The 17167-nt window shown below is 64.7% G+C and carries 15 protein-coding genes and 2 pseudogenes; 13 read left to right on the top strand and 4 right to left on the bottom strand.

Going from position 1 to position 17167, the window contains the following annotated elements; genetic code table 11:
• Nucleotides 1-85: 85 nt before the first annotated feature.
• The 3 genes from VQ044_RS20130 to VQ044_RS20120 all read right to left on the bottom strand — a co-directional run bounded on the left by VQ044_RS20130 (nucleotide 86) and on the right by VQ044_RS20120 (nucleotide 2834).
• Nucleotides 86-1437 (bottom strand): IS3 family transposase gene (locus VQ044_RS20130; RefSeq protein ID WP_327649177.1). Its coding sequence is split into 2 segments (ribosomal slippage): nucleotides 86-1101 and nucleotides 1101-1437, totalling 1353 coding nucleotides; the frame shifts between segments, so codons are not numbered across the junction.
• Nucleotides 1438-1502: 65 nt separating this feature from the next.
• Nucleotides 1503-2240, bottom strand: a complete 738-nt coding sequence (locus VQ044_RS20125) for an endonuclease/exonuclease/phosphatase family protein (RefSeq protein ID WP_327649178.1) — start codon at nucleotides 2238-2240, stop codon at nucleotides 1503-1505.
• A gap of 339 nt (nucleotides 2241-2579) precedes the next feature.
• Entirely contained in the window at nucleotides 2580-2834 is a 255-nt protein-coding gene (locus VQ044_RS20120) for a hypothetical protein (protein ID WP_327651176.1), read from the bottom strand.
• 107 nt (nucleotides 2835-2941) lie between these two features.
• On the opposite strand from VQ044_RS20120, the gene VQ044_RS20115 reads away from it, so the two are divergent.
• From VQ044_RS20115 to VQ044_RS25840, 13 genes and pseudogenes are all read left to right on the top strand, one after another.
• Nucleotides 2942-3289: an ArsR/SmtB family transcription factor gene (locus tag VQ044_RS20115; RefSeq protein WP_327649181.1), complete on the top strand. Its 348-nt coding sequence runs from the start codon at nucleotides 2942-2944 to the stop codon at nucleotides 3287-3289.
• Nucleotides 3286-3810: an arsenate reductase ArsC gene (locus VQ044_RS20110; RefSeq protein ID WP_327649183.1), complete on the top strand. Its 525-nt coding sequence runs from the start codon at nucleotides 3286-3288 to the stop codon at nucleotides 3808-3810. The genes VQ044_RS20115 and VQ044_RS20110 overlap by 4 nt, the downstream gene beginning before the upstream one ends.
• Nucleotides 3811-3822: 12 nt before the next feature.
• Nucleotides 3823-4236 carry an arsenate reductase (glutaredoxin) gene (gene arsC / locus VQ044_RS20105; protein ID WP_327649185.1) on the top strand — a complete coding sequence of 138 codons (414 nt, stop codon included), beginning with the start codon at nucleotides 3823-3825 and terminating at the stop codon, nucleotides 4234-4236.
• Nucleotides 4233-4958, top strand: a pseudogene (arsH, locus tag VQ044_RS20100) (arsenical resistance protein ArsH). The gene arsC and the pseudogene arsH overlap by 4 nt, the downstream one beginning before the upstream one ends.
• 94 nt (nucleotides 4959-5052) lie before the next feature.
• Entirely contained in the window at nucleotides 5053-6357 is a 1305-nt protein-coding gene (locus VQ044_RS20095) for an arsenic transporter (RefSeq protein ID WP_327649186.1), read from the top strand.
• Entirely contained in the window at nucleotides 6354-7610 is a 1257-nt protein-coding gene (locus tag VQ044_RS20090) for an MFS transporter (RefSeq protein WP_327649188.1), read from the top strand. Before VQ044_RS20095 ends, VQ044_RS20090 begins: the two co-directional genes overlap by 4 nt.
• A 75-nt stretch (nucleotides 7611-7685) precedes the next feature.
• A complete protein-coding gene (locus VQ044_RS20085) occupies nucleotides 7686-8603 on the top strand; it encodes a substrate-binding domain-containing protein (RefSeq protein ID WP_327651175.1) in 918 nt (305 codons plus the stop codon).
• The gene (locus tag VQ044_RS20080; RefSeq protein ID WP_327649192.1) at nucleotides 8600-10060 is read left to right on the top strand and encodes a sensor histidine kinase; all 1461 of its coding nucleotides are present in this window, start codon (nucleotides 8600-8602) and stop codon (nucleotides 10058-10060) included. Before VQ044_RS20085 ends, VQ044_RS20080 begins: the two co-directional genes overlap by 4 nt.
• Complete coding sequence (locus VQ044_RS20075) at nucleotides 10044-11381, top strand: sigma-54-dependent transcriptional regulator (RefSeq protein ID WP_327649194.1); 1338 nt, start codon at nucleotides 10044-10046, stop codon at nucleotides 11379-11381. Before VQ044_RS20080 ends, VQ044_RS20075 begins: the two co-directional genes overlap by 17 nt.
• A gap of 193 nt (nucleotides 11382-11574) precedes the next feature.
• A complete protein-coding gene (locus VQ044_RS20070; RefSeq protein WP_327649196.1) occupies nucleotides 11575-12108 on the top strand; it encodes an arsenate reductase (azurin) small subunit in 534 nt (177 codons plus the stop codon).
• A gap of 11 nt (nucleotides 12109-12119) precedes the next feature.
• Nucleotides 12120-14666, top strand: a complete 2547-nt coding sequence (locus VQ044_RS20065) for an arsenate reductase (azurin) large subunit (protein ID WP_327649198.1) — start codon at nucleotides 12120-12122, stop codon at nucleotides 14664-14666.
• Between the two features lie 60 nt (nucleotides 14667-14726).
• The gene (locus tag VQ044_RS20060) at nucleotides 14727-16004 is read left to right on the top strand and encodes a molybdopterin molybdotransferase MoeA (RefSeq protein WP_327649200.1); all 1278 of its coding nucleotides are present in this window, start codon (nucleotides 14727-14729) and stop codon (nucleotides 16002-16004) included.
• A gap of 332 nt (nucleotides 16005-16336) precedes the next feature.
• Nucleotides 16337-16561: an ArsR/SmtB family transcription factor gene (locus VQ044_RS25840; protein ID WP_327649201.1), complete on the top strand. Its 225-nt coding sequence runs from the start codon at nucleotides 16337-16339 to the stop codon at nucleotides 16559-16561.
• On the opposite strand, the pseudogene VQ044_RS20055 reads toward VQ044_RS25840, so the two are convergent.
• Nucleotides 16524-17072, bottom strand: a pseudogene (locus VQ044_RS20055) (IS5 family transposase); the annotation flags it as partial. The gene VQ044_RS25840 and the pseudogene VQ044_RS20055 sit on opposite strands and share 38 nt — an antisense overlap.
• Between the last annotated feature and the right edge of the window lie 95 nt (nucleotides 17073-17167).

Raw genomic sequence — 17167 nt, 5'->3', positions numbered from 1 at the left:
TCTCGATCGATGCGCCCATCATCCATGACCTCCGAATCATGGTCGCCCATGGATTCAGAACTCGTCGAAAGACGCAACTGTAATGTTAGGCTGCGGCCTTGCGGTGCTGCAAGCGTCGCTGTTCGATGGTCTTTCGCTTGATCCTTTCTCGTTGCAACAGGATGGTTTGGCCGCGCCCGAAGTAGACGTCGGCGGGTGTGAGATTGTCGAGGCTCTCATGATAGCGGCGATGGTTGTAGCGCTCGACGAAGGCGGCGATCTGGGCTTCGAGATCGCCCGGGAAGAAGTAGTTTTCGAGCAGGATGCGGTTCTTGAGCGTTTGGTGCCAGCGCTCGATCTTGCCCTGGGTCTGGGGATGGTTGGGCGCACCACGGGTGTGGTCCATTTCCCGATCCCGCAGCCAATCGGCCAGCTCGCCGGCGATGTAGCACGGGCCGTTATCGGAAAGCAGGCGCGGCCGCTGACGCACGGTTGCCCGATCGCAGCCCGATGCTGTGAGCGCCAGGTTCAGCGTGTCGGTGACGTCCTCGGCACGCATGGTGGTGCACAGCTTCCAGGCGATGATGTAGCGGGAGAAGTCGTCGAGGATGGTGGAGAGGTAAAACCAGCCCCAGCCTATGACCTTCAAATAGGTGAAGTCGGTCTGCCAGAGTTGATTGGGCGCCGTCGTTTTGTCCCTGAACTCGCTGGCGGCCTTGATCACGATGAAGGCCGGGCTGGTGATCAGGTCGTGCGCCTTGAGCAGCCGATAGACGGAAGCCTCAGAGACAAAATAGCCTTCGGTGTCGGTGAAGGTCACCGCCAGTTCCCGTGGGCTGAGCTCCGGCTTGTCCAGGGCGAGTTCGACTATCCGTTCCCGCACGTCGTCGGGAATGCGGTTCCAGACCCGGCCGGGTCTTGGCCTGCGATCATCGAGCGCTTCGACGCCACCGGTCAGGAAGCGATCATACCATCGATGGAAGGTGGCGCGCGGGATGCCGAGCTTTTCCAGTGTGCGACGCGCCGGCAAGTGGGATCGCCCGACGATCTGGATGATCTCGAGCTTCTCGGATGCGGGGTATCTCATTCGTCGTCGCCCCCATCCGCGATCATGCTTTTTTTAAGCAGCCGCAGTTCCAGCGCCTGTTCGGCGACGACCTCCTTCAGATCACGCGTCTCGCGACGCAGCACCTTGACCTCGTCGGTGGTGGCAGCACGCGCCGTGTCACCCGCCAGCCGCTTTTTGCCGGCTTCCAGGAACTCCTTCGACCAATTGTAATACAGGCTCTCGGCGATGCCTTCCCGACGGCACAGAGCCGCGATCGACTCCTCACCACGCAGTCCGTCCAGCACGATGCGGATCTTCTCCTCCGCGCCATACTGCTTGCGGGTGATCCGGCGAATGTCCTTGATGACCTTCTCCGCCGATGGCTTCGTCGCTTCCATTTTCTGTCTCATCGTCGTTCCTTTGAAAGGCTACGATGAACCAGAAAACCTCCTCTCTCAATTAGCCCAATTCTGTCTCATTGGTGCTGACGCCGGACAGCAAGGTCAAGCTCGTTCGCTTCTGTGAGCTCCGCCCAAACTCGATCCCCCTGGAGATCAAGGTTCCGGTTGAAATCCCCCAGCAGCGCATAGGCCGACTTCTCGCGTTCACGCGCCCGGATCCAGTCGATCAGGGCGGGCTGTTGTTGGAGCAGGATCTCGCAATCACGCCCGCTTTCACCACGCGCACACCCACTTTTCAGATGCACCGAGAGCAGGCGCAACGGCTGGCCATTTTCTGGCCGGAGCGTGATGTCGACCGCAGACCTGAGGTCTCGATCGCCGAGCTGCAGCGCAGTCAAATCGGGGTTGCGGTCGAGCGGGAGATCGCGACGGATTGCGAAGCCGACTGCCTGGCGGACAAGATACTGGCCGTCGGCGTCGAAGCATTCCGTCCGACGGTCTGAGCCCTGGCGTTGTTCAATGACGATGACGTAGTCATCGGCCGGAAGAACGCGTGCTGCGGCCGCCTCATTCTCGACCTCCTGGAAGGCGATGACGTCGGCGTCGAGCGCCTCGGCATACTGACGCAGCTCCTCATAATCCGCTTCGGATCGCGCCTTGCACCCCGTGCCGGACTGCTCGGTCAGATGTTCGAGGTTCCAGGCAGCAACCGTCAGCGTCTCGGCGCCCGGCTGCGACGAGCCGGATTGGGCATAGGCAGATCCCATGAATGCAACCACGATCAGGGTGGCAATGGGGAGTCGTCGATCCATGTGCGGCTTTCCCGAGCAGCGAGTCGCATGACCCTGAGCCAAGGTCGTGACTGCATGATGAAGGTGCCCGCGCGCATGCTCGAGGCGGAGTTTGTCGCCCTCGCTAGTGGCGAAGAAAGTCGATTTCTTCGACGCGACTATCCTCCCCGCGTAGAGCTACCAAAGGGTCGCCAGCCAGCCGCCTCGTCATTGTTCTGCAATGCAACAGGAATTAGATGGCGTTGCCCTCTTTGGGCATTTCCTCCCTAGACCTGGGCCGCTCAGTCTCGCTGAGCGGCCTTTTTCTCACGGCAGCTCCTGGATTCGGCGCGAAGGGTCAGCAGCGTCGCGAAAGGTTCGTCAATCCCACCTGCTTCCGACAAGATCGTCACATCCGCCACGGAAGCGTGCCGCGCGGCAGATGGCGCCCGAGCCGGTCACAAGCAGGGCGAGCCCGAGGACGACAGCGAGCGACAGGGTCGAGACGGCCGCTGCGGCGGGGGAGTTGCCTTCGTACTGCAGCGAGAAATTCATGACGCCGACAGTTTCGACGCCGCTCGACCAGAGCAGCGCAGAGACGGTCAGCTCGTTGAAGGCGGTCATGAAGACCAGCATATCCTCCTCTGGCCTTCAGGCGCCGCGCTTTTGAAGCAAGCGCGGAATGATCGACCTCCCCAGATCTAGCTCTTGCAACCTACAAGCATATTCGCAATATTCGGGGCATGAACGATCACTCAGCCGTAAGCGCCCTCTCCGCCCTTGCCCATCATGACCGTCTCGCCGCGTTTCGGATGCTGGTGAAGGCCGGGCCGAACGGCATGCCGTCCGGCGAGATCGCGGAGCAGCTCTCCATCCCGCCGACGCGCATGAGCTTCCATCTGGCGACGCTGGAGCGCTCCGGCCTGCTGCGCTCATGGCGCGACGGGCGCCGTATCCTTTACGCCGCCAGCTACAACGACATGCGCCAGCTCCTCGCCTTCCTCACCGAAGATTGCTGCGGCGGACATCCCGAGATCTGCGGTGAGCTGATCGCCTCGAACTCACTCTGCCTTCCGGAGACATGCCGATGAGTGCCCCTTTTAACGTTCTGTTCCTGTGCACGGGCAACTCCGCCCGATCGATCATCGCGGAGAGCATCTTGCGAGCAGACGGCTCCGGTCGCTTCAGCGCCTTCTCCGCCGGAAGCTACCCCAAGCCCGACATCAATCCACTGACGCTCGAACTGCTGCGAGATGTCGGCTATCCCAACGAGGGGTTGCGATCGAAGTCGTGGGATGAGTTCGCCCGTCCCGGTGCGCCGAAGATGGATTTCGTCTTCACCGTCTGCGACCAAGCTGCGGGAGAGAGCTGCCCGGCGTGGCCGGGTCAACCCATCACAGGGCATTGGGGCATCGAAGATCCTGCGGCGGTCGAGGGTTCACCGATGGAGCGGCGGGCGGCCTTCGTACGCGCCATGACCTACCTGAAGAACCGGATCCAGGTCTTCACGGCCCTCCCCTTTGAAAGCCTTGAGAGGACAGGCCTCACCGCCCGGGTGCGGGAGATCGGCCAGCTCGACGGAGCGTCCTCGCCCCGATCCGACGTGGCTTGAAGGAGTTCCTGAATGACAATCACGATCTACCACAATCCGGCCTGCGGAACCTCGCGCAACACATTGGTAATGATCCGCCAGTCCGGGGAGGAGCCGGAGGTTATCGAGTATTTGAAGACGCCGCCCAGCCGCGAGTGCTTGCAGGAGCTCGTAGCGGAGATGGGTATCTCCGCGCGCGATCTCCTGCGCCAGAAGGGAACGCCCTATGCCGACTTGGGCCTCGATGACCCGTCGCTCACGGAAGAGCAGCTCGTCGACGCGATGATGGCGCACCCGATCCTGATCAACCGACCGATCGTCGTGACGGACAAGGGCGCAAAGCTCTGCCGGCCGTCTGATGAGGTCCTCAGCCTCCTCGACAACCCTCCTTCCACCTTTACCAAGGAGGACGGAGAGGTCGTACATGCAGACCAGCCGGCGTCATGACCGAGCCGCTTTCAATGAACCTGCCGAACGTCGACCTGGCACAACTTCGGGCCATCGACGTGGCCGCGCTGGCCGGATCCGGCTCCCCCTCGCACCCGCCGCGCATCCTCGTCCTCTACGGCTCGATCCGCGAGCGCTCCTACTCGCGCCTCGTCTCGGAGGAGGCCTCGCGCCTCCTGCGCTGATTCGGCTGCGAGGTGCGCACCTTCGATCCCCGCGGCCTGCCGCTGCCCGACGGCGCCGAACCGGACCACCCGAAGGTCAAGGAACTGCGCGACCTTGCCGAATGGTCGGAGGGGATGGTCTGGGTCAGCCCGGAGCGCCACGGCGCGATGACCGGCATCATGAAGGCGCAGATCGACTGGATTCCGCTTAGCCTCGGCGCCACGCGGCCAACGCAGGGCAAGACGCTGGCGGTGATGGAGGTCTCCGGCGGCTCGCAGAGCTTCAACGCCGTCAACCAGATGCGCATTCTCGGACGCTGGATGCGAATGGTGACGATCCCCAATCAGTCCTCCGTGCCCAAAGCCTTCCTGGAGTTCGATGAAGCGGGCCGCATGAAGCCGTCACCCCTTTATGGCCGCATCATCGACGTGTGCGAGGAGCTGGTGAAGTTCACGCATCTGACCCGCGGCCGCTCGGCCTACCTGACCAACCGCTACTCGGAGCGCTTGGAGAGCGCGGAGGAACTATCCAAGCGCGTCAATCAGCGCTCGATCTGACCCGCCCGCTCCGGGCCCCCGCCGCCCTCGTCATTCCCCTCTCATCCGGCCGGCCACGACGCGTCGACGGGCGAGAGCAGCTTCCGGACACGTCATGCTCGCCCTCGCGATCTTCGTCGCCACGCTCATCCTCGTGATCTGGCAACCGCGGGGCCTCGGCATCGGCTGGTCGGCGCTAGGCGGCGCGGCGATCGCGCTCCTGACCGGTGTCGTCAACTGGGGCGATGTCGCCGTGGTGTGGGACATCGTCTGGGACGCGACCTTCACCTTCGTGGCCCTGATCATCATCTCGCTGATCCTCGACGAAGCAGGCTTCTTCGCCTGGGCAGCGTTGCACGTCGCGCGCTGGGGCGGCGGCAACGGGCGCCGGCTGTTCCCGCTGGTCGTGCTTCTCGGCGCTGTCATCGCGGCCTTCTTCGCCAATGACGGCGCGGCCCTTCTTCTCACCCCGATTGTTCTGGCGATCCTCCTGCGCCTGAACTTTCCGCCGGCCGGCGCGCTCGCCTTCATCGTTGCCTGCGGCTTCGTCGCCGACACGACGAGCCTGCCGCTCGTCATCTCCAACCTCGTGAACATCGTCACGGCGAACTATTTCGACATCACCTTCGGACGCTACGCGGCCGTGATGGTGCCGGTAAACCTCGTCTCGCTCGCCGCCACGCTCCTGGTGCTCTGGGTCTACTACCGCCGTGACATTCCCAGTCGCTACGCCGTCGCCGACCTGGAAGAGCCGCGCTCGGCCATCCGCGACATCCAGGTGTTCCGGGCGGCGATGCCACTGCTCGCCGTGCTGTTGGTTGCCTACTTCGTCACAGGGCCCTTCGACGTGCCGATCGCCGTCGTGACTGGCACCGCAGCCCTGATCCTGATGGCGATCGCCGGGCGCTGGTTCTCGGGCGGGCACGGTGCGGTCGTGCCGCTCGGCAGGGTGCTGCGGGAGGCGCCCTGGCAGATCGTCCTCTTCTCGATCGGCATGTATCTCGTCGTCTATGGCCTCGGGAACGCTGGCCTCACCGACATCGCCGCGGGCGTCCTCGTCTGGCTGGCGGACCGAGGCACGTTCGTCGCCACCGTCGGCACCGGCTTCGTCGTCGCGGTACTGGCCTCGATCATGAACAATATGCCGGCGACGCTCGTGGGAGCGCTAGCCATCGACCGCGCCGAGGTCGCGCCTTTGACGCAGGAACTGATGGTCTACGCCAACGTCATCGGCAACGATCTGGGTCCGAAGTTCACGCCGATCGGCAGCCTGGCGACCCTCCTCTGGCTGCACGTTCTCGCGGCCAAGGGCCAGACCATCACCTGGGGCCAGTACATGCGGGTCGGGCTGACCATCACGCCGCCCGTGCTCTTTGTCACGCTGGTCGCCCTCTGGCTGTGGCTGCCGGTGGTCTCATGACCGAGACCGTCACCGAAGACTTCCCCGGAAGCCGGGGACGCGGAGCCGAGGCTGGGACCGGAAGATCCCCTTATGCCGTGGTCTCTGCGCTCGGGTTCGGACAGATCCTGGCGTGGGGCTCGTCATATTACCTGCTGGCGGTTCTCGCCCCAGCCATCGCCGCCGACACCGGATGGTCGCTCGCTTGGGTCATCGGCGGCCTGTCGATCGGGCTCGTCGCCTCCGGGCTCGTCTCGCCGCGCATAGGGCTGGCGATCGACGAGCGCGGCGGGCGGCCGGTCCTCGCCCTGAGTTCATGCCTCTTCGCGGCCGGTCTCGCCGGGCTGTCCCTCTCGACCTCGCTGCCTCTCTACGTCGGATCCTGGTTGTTGATGGGCCTCGCTATGGGGGCTGGCCTCTACGATGCCGTCTTCTCCACCCTCGGGCGCCATTACGGCGGCTCCGCGCGCCGGTTAATCACCTGGCTGACGCTCTTCGGCGGCTTCGTCGGAATCGGCACCCTATCCTGGCCGATAACGGCGTACCTCGACGCGAGCTTGGGGTGGCGGGGCGCTTGCATGACCTACGCGAGCGTCCACCTCCTGATCGGGCTTCCCTTGCATCTCCTGCTGATGCCCAGACAGGCGGCGCCCGTCTCTCCGGAGAAGATACCATCGACCACCCGAGCGCCTCGCGCGCCCGCGGACCGCGTGCTCTTGATCCTGCTGGCGGCGACCGTGACGTTCGCCAGCGCCATCTCCGGCACGATCTCGGTGCACCTCTTGACCATCCTCCCGGCCAAGGGCCTGACGCTCACCGCCGCCGTCGGCTTTGGCGCACTCGTGGGCCCCTCGCAGGTCGCGGCCCGGATTGTCGAAATGGCAGTCGGGCGGCGCTTCCCCGCGACGATCACCATGCTGGTCTCGACGATCCTCGTCGCGCTCGGGCTCGGCGCGGCCTCGATGGAGCAGCCCGTGTTCGCGGCGGCTTTGGTACTCTACGGCTCCGGCATTGGAATCATGTCGATCGCCTGCGGCGCCGTGCCTCTCGAGGTCTTTGGTCCGAACGGCTATGCGACCTTGATGGGCCTCATCGCTCTCCCGAGCCTGCTCGCGCAGGCGGCCGCCCCGCCGCTCTTGGCGCTTTTCATGGAACAGCGCGGCGCTGACGCAGGACTGAACCTCATTGCCGTCCTCGCCTTGGCGAACGCGCTGCTCTGCATCGTCCTCGCGCGGGCAGCGCGAGCAAAAGAACCGAAGCTATCGCGGCGGTAGCGGGATGTTCGGCAGCAACTACGTCCCTCCATACCTTGCCTTGACCCCGCCCGACACCTGCCTCATCCTGCCGGAATGAGAAAAACGGGAACAAGTCTATTTGTAACTGCTGATGAGATGCGGCTGCCGTCTAGAAGCCGCCGCGCTTTCCTTGCGACCCTTGGCGGCACCATCGGGCTTTTGGCCGCCCCTCGCATCGCTCGCGGCCGGGCTTCGGAACCGCTCTCCTTTGGGCTGACGCCGGTGTTCCTCAGCTCAGACCTCGAGTTGCTGGAGCGCCTCAGCGCTTACCTCTCCGACGCCACAGGATCGCCGGTGCGCCTCGTCACCCGCCGGACGTACCAGGAAATCACCGCGCTGGTCGTCTCCGGACAGGTCGACGCCGCTTGGATCTGCGGCTATCCCTATGTCCAGTACCGGGACGCGCTGTCGCTTGTTGCCGTGCCCCTCTGGCAGGGCAAACCCCTCTACCGCTCCTATATCATCGTCGGCCGAGACCGGGCCGGGGACGACTGGGAGGTCACAAAGGGCGACATCCACGCGTTTTCAGATCCGGATTCAAATTCGGGTTATCTAACGACGACAGCCCTCCTGGCCGAGGACAGTCTCAGGTCAGATGGCTTCTTTTCCAGCACCTTTTTCACGTATGGTCACCGCAACGTGGTGCGCGCGGTCGCCTCCGGCCTGGCTCAATCCGGGAGCGTCGACGGCTACGTCTGGGAGGTGATGCAGGAGATCGAACCCGCGCTGACCGATCGGACACGCGTCCTGCGCAAGTCGGAATGGCTCGGGTTTCCGCCGGTCGCCTGCGCGTCCCACGCAGCATCGAGCCCGCGAACGAAGGCTCTGGGCGCAGCCCTCCTCGACATGCACCGCGACCCGGAAGGCAAGCAGGTCCTGGAACTGCTCCGCCTCGACGGGTTTGCCCCTGCCCAACCCGAGATGTTCGACCGGATCGCCGCGAAGGTCTCACTTCTCGGACGGATGGGATGAGCGGCCCTCTCGCGATGCTCTCCCGACTGCCGGTCACGTTCCGGATCCCGCTGCTTGTCTCGCTCCTGATGATCGTGCTCAGCGCCGTCATCTCGGAACGCGTCCTCAGCCGCCTGGCCGAGACCCAGGCGCGTCACCTGCGTGAATTGGGAGAGGCCTACCTCGAGGGCTTGTCACCCTCCTTGATCCCCGCCGTGCTGCGCGACGACGTCTGGGAGGTGTTCGACACGCTGGACCGCGCCCGGGGTCTCTATCCCGGTCTTCGGCCGACAGGCACCGTTGTGACGGGGATGAACGGCAACGTTCTGGCCGCATCCGACCCGCAGGCGGCGCCGACGCGCTCGACTCTTTCGGCAGCGTTCGAGGCCGACTTTCCGCAGGGCGGCGGCTTGCGTGCGGACGAAGATTCCGAACGGGCTTACCTGCGGCGGGACCTCGTCTACCAAGACCGCACGATCGGCGCAATCTACGTCGTGATCGACACAAGCCCTCTCATTGCCGAACGGCGGGAGGTGCTGGCGACCCTTCTGGCAACGAACGCCGTCGTCACGCTCCTACTGGCGGGCTTCGGCTATGTCGTCGTGAACAGAATGGTGCAACCGATCCGCGTCGTCACCGACCATCTCCGACAAGGCTCAAGCGGCAGCGTCGCCTCGATATCCGAGCGAACCGTCGAAAGGAGCCGAGGCGAAACGAAGCGTCTGTTCGGATCCTATAACAACCTCGTTGCGGCGGTTCGGGAGCGCGAGGTTCTCGCTAGCCGACTTGCCGAAGAAGAGAGGCTTGCCAGCCTCGGACGCCTCGCTTCCGGCATGGCTCACGAGATCAACAACCCGCTCGGCGGCCTCTTCACCGCGCTGGACACGCTGAAGCATCATGGTGAGACCCCCACGGTGCGCATGAGGACGCTCGATCTCTTGGAGCGGGGCCTTGCCGGGATACGGGACGTGGTTCGCTCGGCCTTGGTCAGCTACCGCGCCGGCGGTGAGTTCCGGCCGCTGCGTCCGACCGACATCGACGACTTGAGGCTCTTGGTGGGACCGGAAGTCGAACGCCGGGACTTGACCCTCCGCTGGTCCAGCGACATCGACAGCGAGGTGTCGGTCAAGGCGACCGCCGTTCGGCAGGCCGTGCTCAATCTCCTGCTGAACGCCTGTGCCGCGTCGCCTCCGGGAACAGTCGTCTCCCTGTCCGCTGAAATTCGTCCGGAGTGCCTCGTGGTGACGGTCGACGACAGCGGCCCCGGCTTGCCGGCAACGGCCGCCGCGTTCTTGACGGCGCCGGAGGTCGCGCGCTCGCCCATGGACTCAGGCGCCGGACTCGGGCTGTGGCTCGTGCGGCGGCTGGCCAACGAGCTCGGCGCGTCGATCCAGGCCGACCGAAGCGATTTCGGCGGCGCCCGCGTCAGCCTCCAGATCCCCTACGTGCAGGAGCCGCCCCTTGCCCTTGTCGCGTGAAGGCCAACTGACGAAGCGTCGCATCGGCCTTGTCGAGGACGACGCGATTATGGGCGAGTCGTTGGTCCACCGCCTCGAGCTCGAAGGCGGAGAGGTGTTCTGGTGGCGCGATGGCGCAAGCGCCGTGGCTCAGATGTCCCGCGCCAAGCCCGACATTGTCATCTGCGACATCCGCCTGCCCGATATGTCGGGCGAGGATGTCTTTCGCTCGGCAGCGGGGAACGCATCGCCACCATTTCTCTTCATCACAGCCTATGGCGAGATTGACCAAGCGGTTCGGCTCATGCGAGCGGGGGCAGGCGACTACGTGACGAAACCCTTCGACATGAGCAGCTTTCTTTCGCGGATCGAGGGTCTTCTTCGACCCTCGGAAGAGCTGGCAAGCGGCGTCTTGGGCATCTCACCAGTCATGCTCCGAGTGGAAACACTGCTGCGCCGCCTCGCCGACCGCAGCCCTCCCATCCTGATCACCGGGGAAACTGGCGTCGGCAAGGAGGTCTGTGCCCGCTTTCTGCATGAGGTGTCGAGCGCCGCCTCCCAGCCCTTCATGGCCGTCAACTGCGCCGCGATACCCGGCGATCTCCTCGAGAGCGAGATCTTCGGCCATGAGAAGGGCGCCTTCAGCGGTGCGGCGAACCGCCACCTGGGCTACGCGGAGCGCGCCGGCAAGGGAATCCTATTCCTTGACGAGATCGGCGAACTGCCGCTCACACTCCAAGGCAAGCTCCTGCGGCTCCTGGCCGAACGGACCTTCTTTCGAGTCGGCGGCGAGCAAGCGATCCCGTTTAAGGCGCGCGTCGTCACCGCGACGAACCGCGATCTGCCCGCAGCCATCCGCGACGGCCAATTTCGCGAGGACCTTTACTACCGCATCAACGTGGTCGCGCTCGACATCCCGCCCCTGCGCGAACGTCCGGAGGACATCCCCTGCCTTCTCGAACGCCTCTTCGACGCTCTTTCGGAGGAAGCGGATTCGCCGCTGCGTGGGATTAGCTCGCTTGCCGAAGAGGCGGCGCTCGCCCACGCCTGGCCCGGAAACGTTCGAGAATTGCGGAACCGGGTGGAGCGGGCGGTCGCGCTCGCTGCGGGCGACTGGATCATGCCGGGTGACCTGTTCCCGGAACTCGGCATGGCAGATATGGCGCACTCAATCGAAGTGGCGCCACTTTCCGTCACGAGGGAATCCGCCGAAAGGCGGGCGATCCAGCACGCCCTCGATCGGACCAGCGGCCAAGTCATCGCCGCGGCGCACCTCCTGCAAGTTTCCCGGACCACCCTCTGGGACAAGATGCGGCGGCTTGGGCTAACGGGAGGTGAGTAGCCCTTCCCGAACGTTGTCGGCGCACTGACTGCGTTCGGAATACTGAACCTTCGGCGCCGCAACATGTTCGAGAATCCGGACGCGGCATGGCCGGAGCTGATGCTTGGCCCCTCACAAAGCCATACAGGAGCGTCCTCCGCCTATTTGGCACGTCGCTTGCTGTGTCTCTTCTGCACATGTGTGGGAGGACAATATGCGCAGATGCACCAAGCAGCTTGATATCGGTCGGCGCCAGTTCCTGAGAGGCGGCGCTGTCGCCGCCGCCGGAGCTGCCGCCGCGACCGTGATGCCGGCCCAGGCCCAGGCCCAGGCCCAGGCCGGGATTGGCCTCGCCCGCGTCAGCTATCCGTCGAACCGTCTCGCCAATATTAGCGAGCTGACGGAGAACGAGCCGCTTTACGTGGCCTATCCGGACGATGATGCTCCGGGCGTTCTCCTGAAACTTGGGAAGGCGGTTCCCGAAGGTGTGGGACCCGACCAGGATATCGTCGGCTTCACGACGAGCTGCCCCCATCAGGGCTTCCCGCTCTCCTACACGGCGGACTCTCGCACCTTCAACTGCCCGGGCCACTACTCGGTCTTCGACGCCGAAAAGGGCGGGCAGCAGACCTGGGGCCAGGCGACCCAGAACCTGCCGCAATACATGCTCCGCGTCGACGAAGGCGGCGAGATCTACGCCGAAGGCGTGGACGAGCTGCTCTACGGCCGCCTGTCGAACGTGCTCTGAGGGAGGAACACATGGCTTACAAGAGACAGATCGATCGCCTGCCGATCATTCCCGCCGACGCCAAGGTGCAGACCGTGGTCTGCCACTACTGCATCGTCGGCTGCGGCTACAAGGCCTATAGCTGGGACATCAACCACCAGGGTGGCGTGGCCGCCGCAGACAACGCCATGGGCGAGGACCTCTCGCTACAGCAGCCGCCGCAGTCGGACGCCTGGTACGCGCCCTCGATGTACAATGTCGTCAAGCAGGACGGCCGCGACGTCCATCTGGTGGTGAAGCCAGACCATGAGTGCGTCGTCAATTCCGGCCTCGGCTCGCCGCGCGGGGCCCGCATTGCCGAGATGAGCTACAGCCGCGCCCGCCAGACGCAGCAGCAGCGGCTCACCGACCCGCTGGTCTGGCGCTACGGCCAGTTGCAGCCGACGAGCTGGGATGATGCGCTCGACCTCGTTGCGCGTGTGACGGCGCGGATCGTCAAGGATCGCGGCGAGGACGCATTGGTGGTCTCCTGCGCCGATCATGGCGGCGCTGGCGGCGGCTACGAGTTCACCTGGGGCACCGGCAAGCTGTATTTCGAGGCGATGAAGGTGCGCAACATCCGCATGCACAACCGCCCGGCCTACAATTCCGAGGTCCATGCCAGCCGCGACATGGGCGTCGGCGAGCTCAACAACTGCTACGAGGACGCCGAACTCGCCGACACGATCTTCGTGGTCGGAGCGAACCCGCTCGAGGCGCAGACCAACTACTTCCTGAACCACTGGATCCCCAACCTGCGCGGCACCTCTGCGGGCCTCAAGGACAGCGAGACCCCCGGCGAGGAGCATCCGCAGGCCCGCATCGTCTTCGTCGACCCGCGGCGCACGGTCAGCGTCAACGCCTGCGAGGTCGAGGCCGGGGCGGACAACGTCCTGCATCTTCCAGTGAAGGCGGGCACCGACATGGTGCTGCTCAATGCGATGTTCACCTACATCGCCGATCAGGGCTGGGTAGACCAGGAATTAATCGACGCCCACACCGCGGTGGCGGGGACGCAGTCCGGGGCCGATCAGTCCCAGATGCTGCCGCGCAAGCCCTCCACCAAGGGCCAGCCTGCGCCGCTCACGACCTTTGCCGACGCGGTAGAAAGCAACCGCACCAGCCTCGAGCAGGCGGCGGAGATCACAGGCCTTTCGGTCGAGGACATCCGCAAGGCGGCCGAGTGGATTGCCCAGCCCAAGGCTGACAATTCGCGTCGGCGCACGATGTTCGCCTACGAGAAGGGCCTGATCTGGGGCAACGACAACTACCGCACCAATGGTGCGCTGGTGAACCTTGCCCTGGCGACCGGCAATGTCGGCCGGCCCGGCGGCGGCGTCGTTCGCCTCGGCGGCCATCAGGAAGGCTATGTCCGACCGAGCGATGGCTTCATCGGCCGGCCGGCCCCCTATGTCGACCAGCTCCTGATCAATGGGGAAGGCGCGGTCCACCACATCTGGGGCTGCGACAACTATAAGACGACGCTCAACGCCATGCAGTTCAAGCGCACCTACAAGGAGCGCAGCGACAAGGTGAAGGACGCGATAAACTCGGTCCCCTACGGTGACCGCGAGGGGCTGGTGAACGCCATCGTCGCGGCCATCGACGATGGCGGGCTGTTCGTGGTGGACGTCGACATCGTCCCGACCAGCATCGGCGAGGCGGCGCATGTCATCCTGCCGGCCGCCACGGCCGGTGAGATCAACTTGACCTCGATGAACGGCGAGCGCCGCATGCGCATCACCGAGCGGTACATGGACCCTCCCGGCCAGGCGATGGGCGACGCGATCATCGCCGCTCGGCTTGCCAACAACATGGAGCGGGTGCTGCGCGAAATGGGCGACGAGGCCTATGCCGACCAGTTCCAGGGCTTCGACTGGAAGACCGAGGAGGACGTCTTCGAGGACGGCTACCGCAAGAACGCCGCCGGCGGCGAACACGTCACCTACGACCGTCTGCGCGCCCTGGGTACCAACGGCTTCCAGGAGCCGGCGACGGGCTTCGAGAACGGCGAGATTGTCGGCACCAAGCGGCTCTACGCGGACGGAAAGTTCGGCACGGATGATGGCAGGGCGCTGTTCCTCGTCGCCGAATGGACCGGGTTGCAGGCCGAGGGCAAGGAGGATCAGCGGTCACGCTACCCGTATCTGATCAACAATGGCCGGGCCAATCTGGTCTGGCAGTCGGCCTATCTCGACAAGGAAAACGAGATGGTCATGGATCGCTGGCCCTATCCGTTCATCGACATGCATCCCGACGACATGGCGAAGCTGTCGGTCGTCGAGGGTGACCTCGTGGAAGTCTGGAACGATGTCGGCTCGACCCAGGCGATGGTCTATCCGACGCCGTCGGCCCGGCCTGGCGAGACCTTCATGCTGTTCGGCTATCCGAGCGGCGTGAATGGCAACGTTGTCAATGCCGGCGTCAACGAGCTGATCATCCCGAACTACAAGAACACCTGGGCGAATATCCGGAAGCTGGCGGACAAGCCCGCCTCGGTCGACCACCTCACCTTCAAGTCGAAGGAATACCGGGTCTGACCAAGGAAGGGCGGCGCAAGCCGCCCTTCCTTGGTGGCAACAGGGCAATCGATGGCTAGCATGGCACGAACCGAGGAACCGGGCGCCGATATATGTTCGGATGCGAAGCGCCTGCTGACACCCGCGGAAGCGGCAGCCCGGGTGCTGGCGACACTGGTGCCGATCGCCGGCGTCGAGACGGTTCCTCTCGGCCAGGCACGAGGGCGAATCCTTCGCGGCACGATCACTGCTCCCCGAAGCCTGCCGCCCTTTGACCATTCGGCAGTGGACGGCTATGCCCTCGCAATGCGCGCTGCGGTCGATGAAGGAGCCGGTTTCCGGTTGGTCGGCCGCGTCGCGGCGGGTCGGCCGATGAGCAATGAAGTCCGCCCCGGCGATGCTGTTCGCATTTTTACCGGGGCCGCGATACCATCCGGCTGCGACGCCGTGGTCATGCAGGAGCATGCCGAGGTCTCGGACGGCGTCGTCATGCCCCTCCGCCGCTATCGGGCCGGTGACAATATCCGCCTCGCGGGCGAGGACGTGCCAGCAGGCGCCGATCTGTTGCCGGTCGACACCGTGATCGATGCCAGGCACCTGGCGCTGCTTGCGGCGTCCGGCCTTTCGCGTGTCACGGTTACGCGGCGCTTGCGAGTCGCCGTCCTCTCAACCGGCACCGAGTTGCGGGCGCCAGGCGAGACCTTGAGCGAGGGGGCGATCTACGATTCCAACCGCGTCATGCTGCTGGCGATGCTCGATCATCCGGCCATCGAGACGATCGATGCCGGGATTATCCCCGACGATGCCGCGGGGATCGCGGGTGCGGTCCGGGACGCTGCCGCGAAAGCCGATCTCGTCGTCACCTCGGGCGGCGTCTCCGTCGGCGAGGAGGACCTCGTCCGCAGGTCAGTTGAAGCCGTCGGCGGCTTCCTGACCCCTCTCAAGATCGGCATGAAGCCCGGAAAGCCGCTCGCCTTCGGCCGCATCGGCAATGCCGCCATACTTGGCCTGCCGGGCAACCCGCAGGCCGCGCTGGTTGGCGCCATGATGATCGGCCGACAGGTTGTGGCGGCACTGGCCGGCATGCCAGCGCCAGCTTTGAGCGAGTTGCCGGCGATGGCCGGGTTCGAGCGCCGTGTCACGCCGGGCCGGATCGAGTTCGCTCCCGCTTGCATTACGGGGCGGGACCGCGACGGGACCATCATCGTCGAGACGCTGGGGCGCGGCGGCTCGGCCCGGCTGATGCCGCTCGCCGCCGCCGACGGTTTCTGCGTTATTCCAGCGGATGTCGAATATGTTTTAGTTGGTGATCCCGTCGGCTTCATGTCGATAGACTGCTTGAGCCTTTTTGCCGGGTAGTTTCTGCATTTTTTCTTCCCTGGAATTACCGCCCTAATTCACCGAGAGGGACGGTAGAAGTCCGCTCGGGAATTTCACAGAGCACGTCAGCGACTTGCTCCATACTGCGACGACTTTTCACGCTTCCACTTCTGATCGAGGCTCGGGCATCCAATCCCGTCGCGAGATAGGAGCCCCAGAGCCCGTGCCAACGCGCTTGAATCCGTGGACGGTCGTCACGGGGGAACCACCATCTATGAAGGACCACATCGCTGTCGCCGCGCTTGCCGCCCTCGCTCATAATGATCGCCCTGCCGCCTTTCGCATGCTGGTGAAAGGCCGGGCCGAACGGCATGGCGTCCGGGGCGATCGCCGCAGCTCTCTCCATCCCGCCGACTAGGATGAGCTTTCATCTCGCGACGCTGGAGCGCGCGGGACTTCTGCGCTCATGGCGCGACGGACGGCACATTCTGTACTCGGCGAGCTACGAGGACATGCGACAGCTCCTTGCCTTCTCAGCCTTAGAGTCGGTTTCGAAACTCACGAGGCTCTGGCCAGTCGTCGCACGAGGAGCATGACGGAGGCAGCGTAGAGGAAGGCGGCGGCGGATTGGATTGTCGCCTCGAAGTCCTTGGCGAGACGTCTGTTGCGGCCGATCCAGGCGAAGAAGCGTTCGACGACCCAACGCCTTGGCAGGACGACGAAGCCGACTTGATCGGGCTGTTTCCTGACGATTTCAACGGTGATGTTGGAGGCTGCGGTGACCCGCTCGTGATTGTATCCGCCATCGGCCCAGACGAGTTTGATGAAGGGGAACAAGGGGCGCGAAACCTGAAGCAGCGGCCCGCCGCCGTCCCGGTCCTGAATGTCGGCGGGATGGGGTTCGACGAGCAGCGCGCGCCCGTCGGTGTCGACGAGCGCATGGCGCTTGCGGCCCTTGATCTTCTTTCCGGCGTCATAGCCGCGCGGCCCGCCGGCCTCGGTGGTCTTGACGCTCTGGCTGTCGATGATGGCCGCCGTTGGGCTGGCGTCGCGGCCAACGCGCTCGCGATCGGCCATGACGAGGGCGTGGTTGATCCTCTCGAACACCGATTGCGCATTTCGCTGATTGTGAGCAGCCATTTCAGGCGATCGTGAGCACGTGTTTCACGCGATCATGAGCGGTCTCTTCGGCCGACCTGGTT

This window comes from Aurantimonas sp. C2-5-R2, assembly GCF_036549495.1.
Classification (GTDB): Bacteria; Pseudomonadota; Alphaproteobacteria; order Rhizobiales; family Rhizobiaceae; genus Aurantimonas; species Aurantimonas coralicida_A.
Note: the sequence above shows the minus strand (reverse complement) of the source record. Positions and strands in the feature narration are given on the sequence as shown.

Bases quoted from the DNA above. Each gene is read 5' to 3' on its own strand.
- VQ044_RS20085 (WP_327651175.1), top strand. From the start codon at position 7,686: ATGAGAAAAACGGGAACAAGTCTATTTGTAACTGCTGATGAGATGCGG.
- arsC (WP_327649185.1), top strand. From the start codon at position 3,823: ATGACAATCACGATCTACCACAATCCGGCCTGCGGAACCTCGCGCAAC.
- VQ044_RS20110 (WP_327649183.1), top strand. From the start codon at position 3,286: ATGAGTGCCCCTTTTAACGTTCTGTTCCTGTGCACGGGCAACTCCGCC.
- VQ044_RS20095 (WP_327649186.1), top strand. From the start codon at position 5,053: ATGCTCGCCCTCGCGATCTTCGTCGCCACGCTCATCCTCGTGATCTGG.
- VQ044_RS25840 (WP_327649201.1), top strand. From the start codon at position 16,337: ATGGCGTCCGGGGCGATCGCCGCAGCTCTCTCCATCCCGCCGACTAGG.
- VQ044_RS20090 (WP_327649188.1), top strand. From the start codon at position 6,354: ATGACCGAGACCGTCACCGAAGACTTCCCCGGAAGCCGGGGACGCGGA.
- VQ044_RS20115 (WP_327649181.1), top strand. From the start codon at position 2,942: ATGAACGATCACTCAGCCGTAAGCGCCCTCTCCGCCCTTGCCCATCAT.
- VQ044_RS20060 (WP_327649200.1), top strand. From the start codon at position 14,727: ATGGCACGAACCGAGGAACCGGGCGCCGATATATGTTCGGATGCGAAG.
- VQ044_RS20125 (WP_327649178.1), bottom strand. From the start codon at position 2,240: ATGGATCGACGACTCCCCATTGCCACCCTGATCGTGGTTGCATTCATG.
- VQ044_RS20080 (WP_327649192.1), top strand. From the start codon at position 8,600: ATGAGCGGCCCTCTCGCGATGCTCTCCCGACTGCCGGTCACGTTCCGG.
- VQ044_RS20070 (WP_327649196.1), top strand. From the start codon at position 11,575: ATGCGCAGATGCACCAAGCAGCTTGATATCGGTCGGCGCCAGTTCCTG.
- VQ044_RS20065 (WP_327649198.1), top strand. From the start codon at position 12,120: ATGGCTTACAAGAGACAGATCGATCGCCTGCCGATCATTCCCGCCGAC.
- VQ044_RS20120 (WP_327651176.1), bottom strand. From the start codon at position 2,834: ATGCTGGTCTTCATGACCGCCTTCAACGAGCTGACCGTCTCTGCGCTG.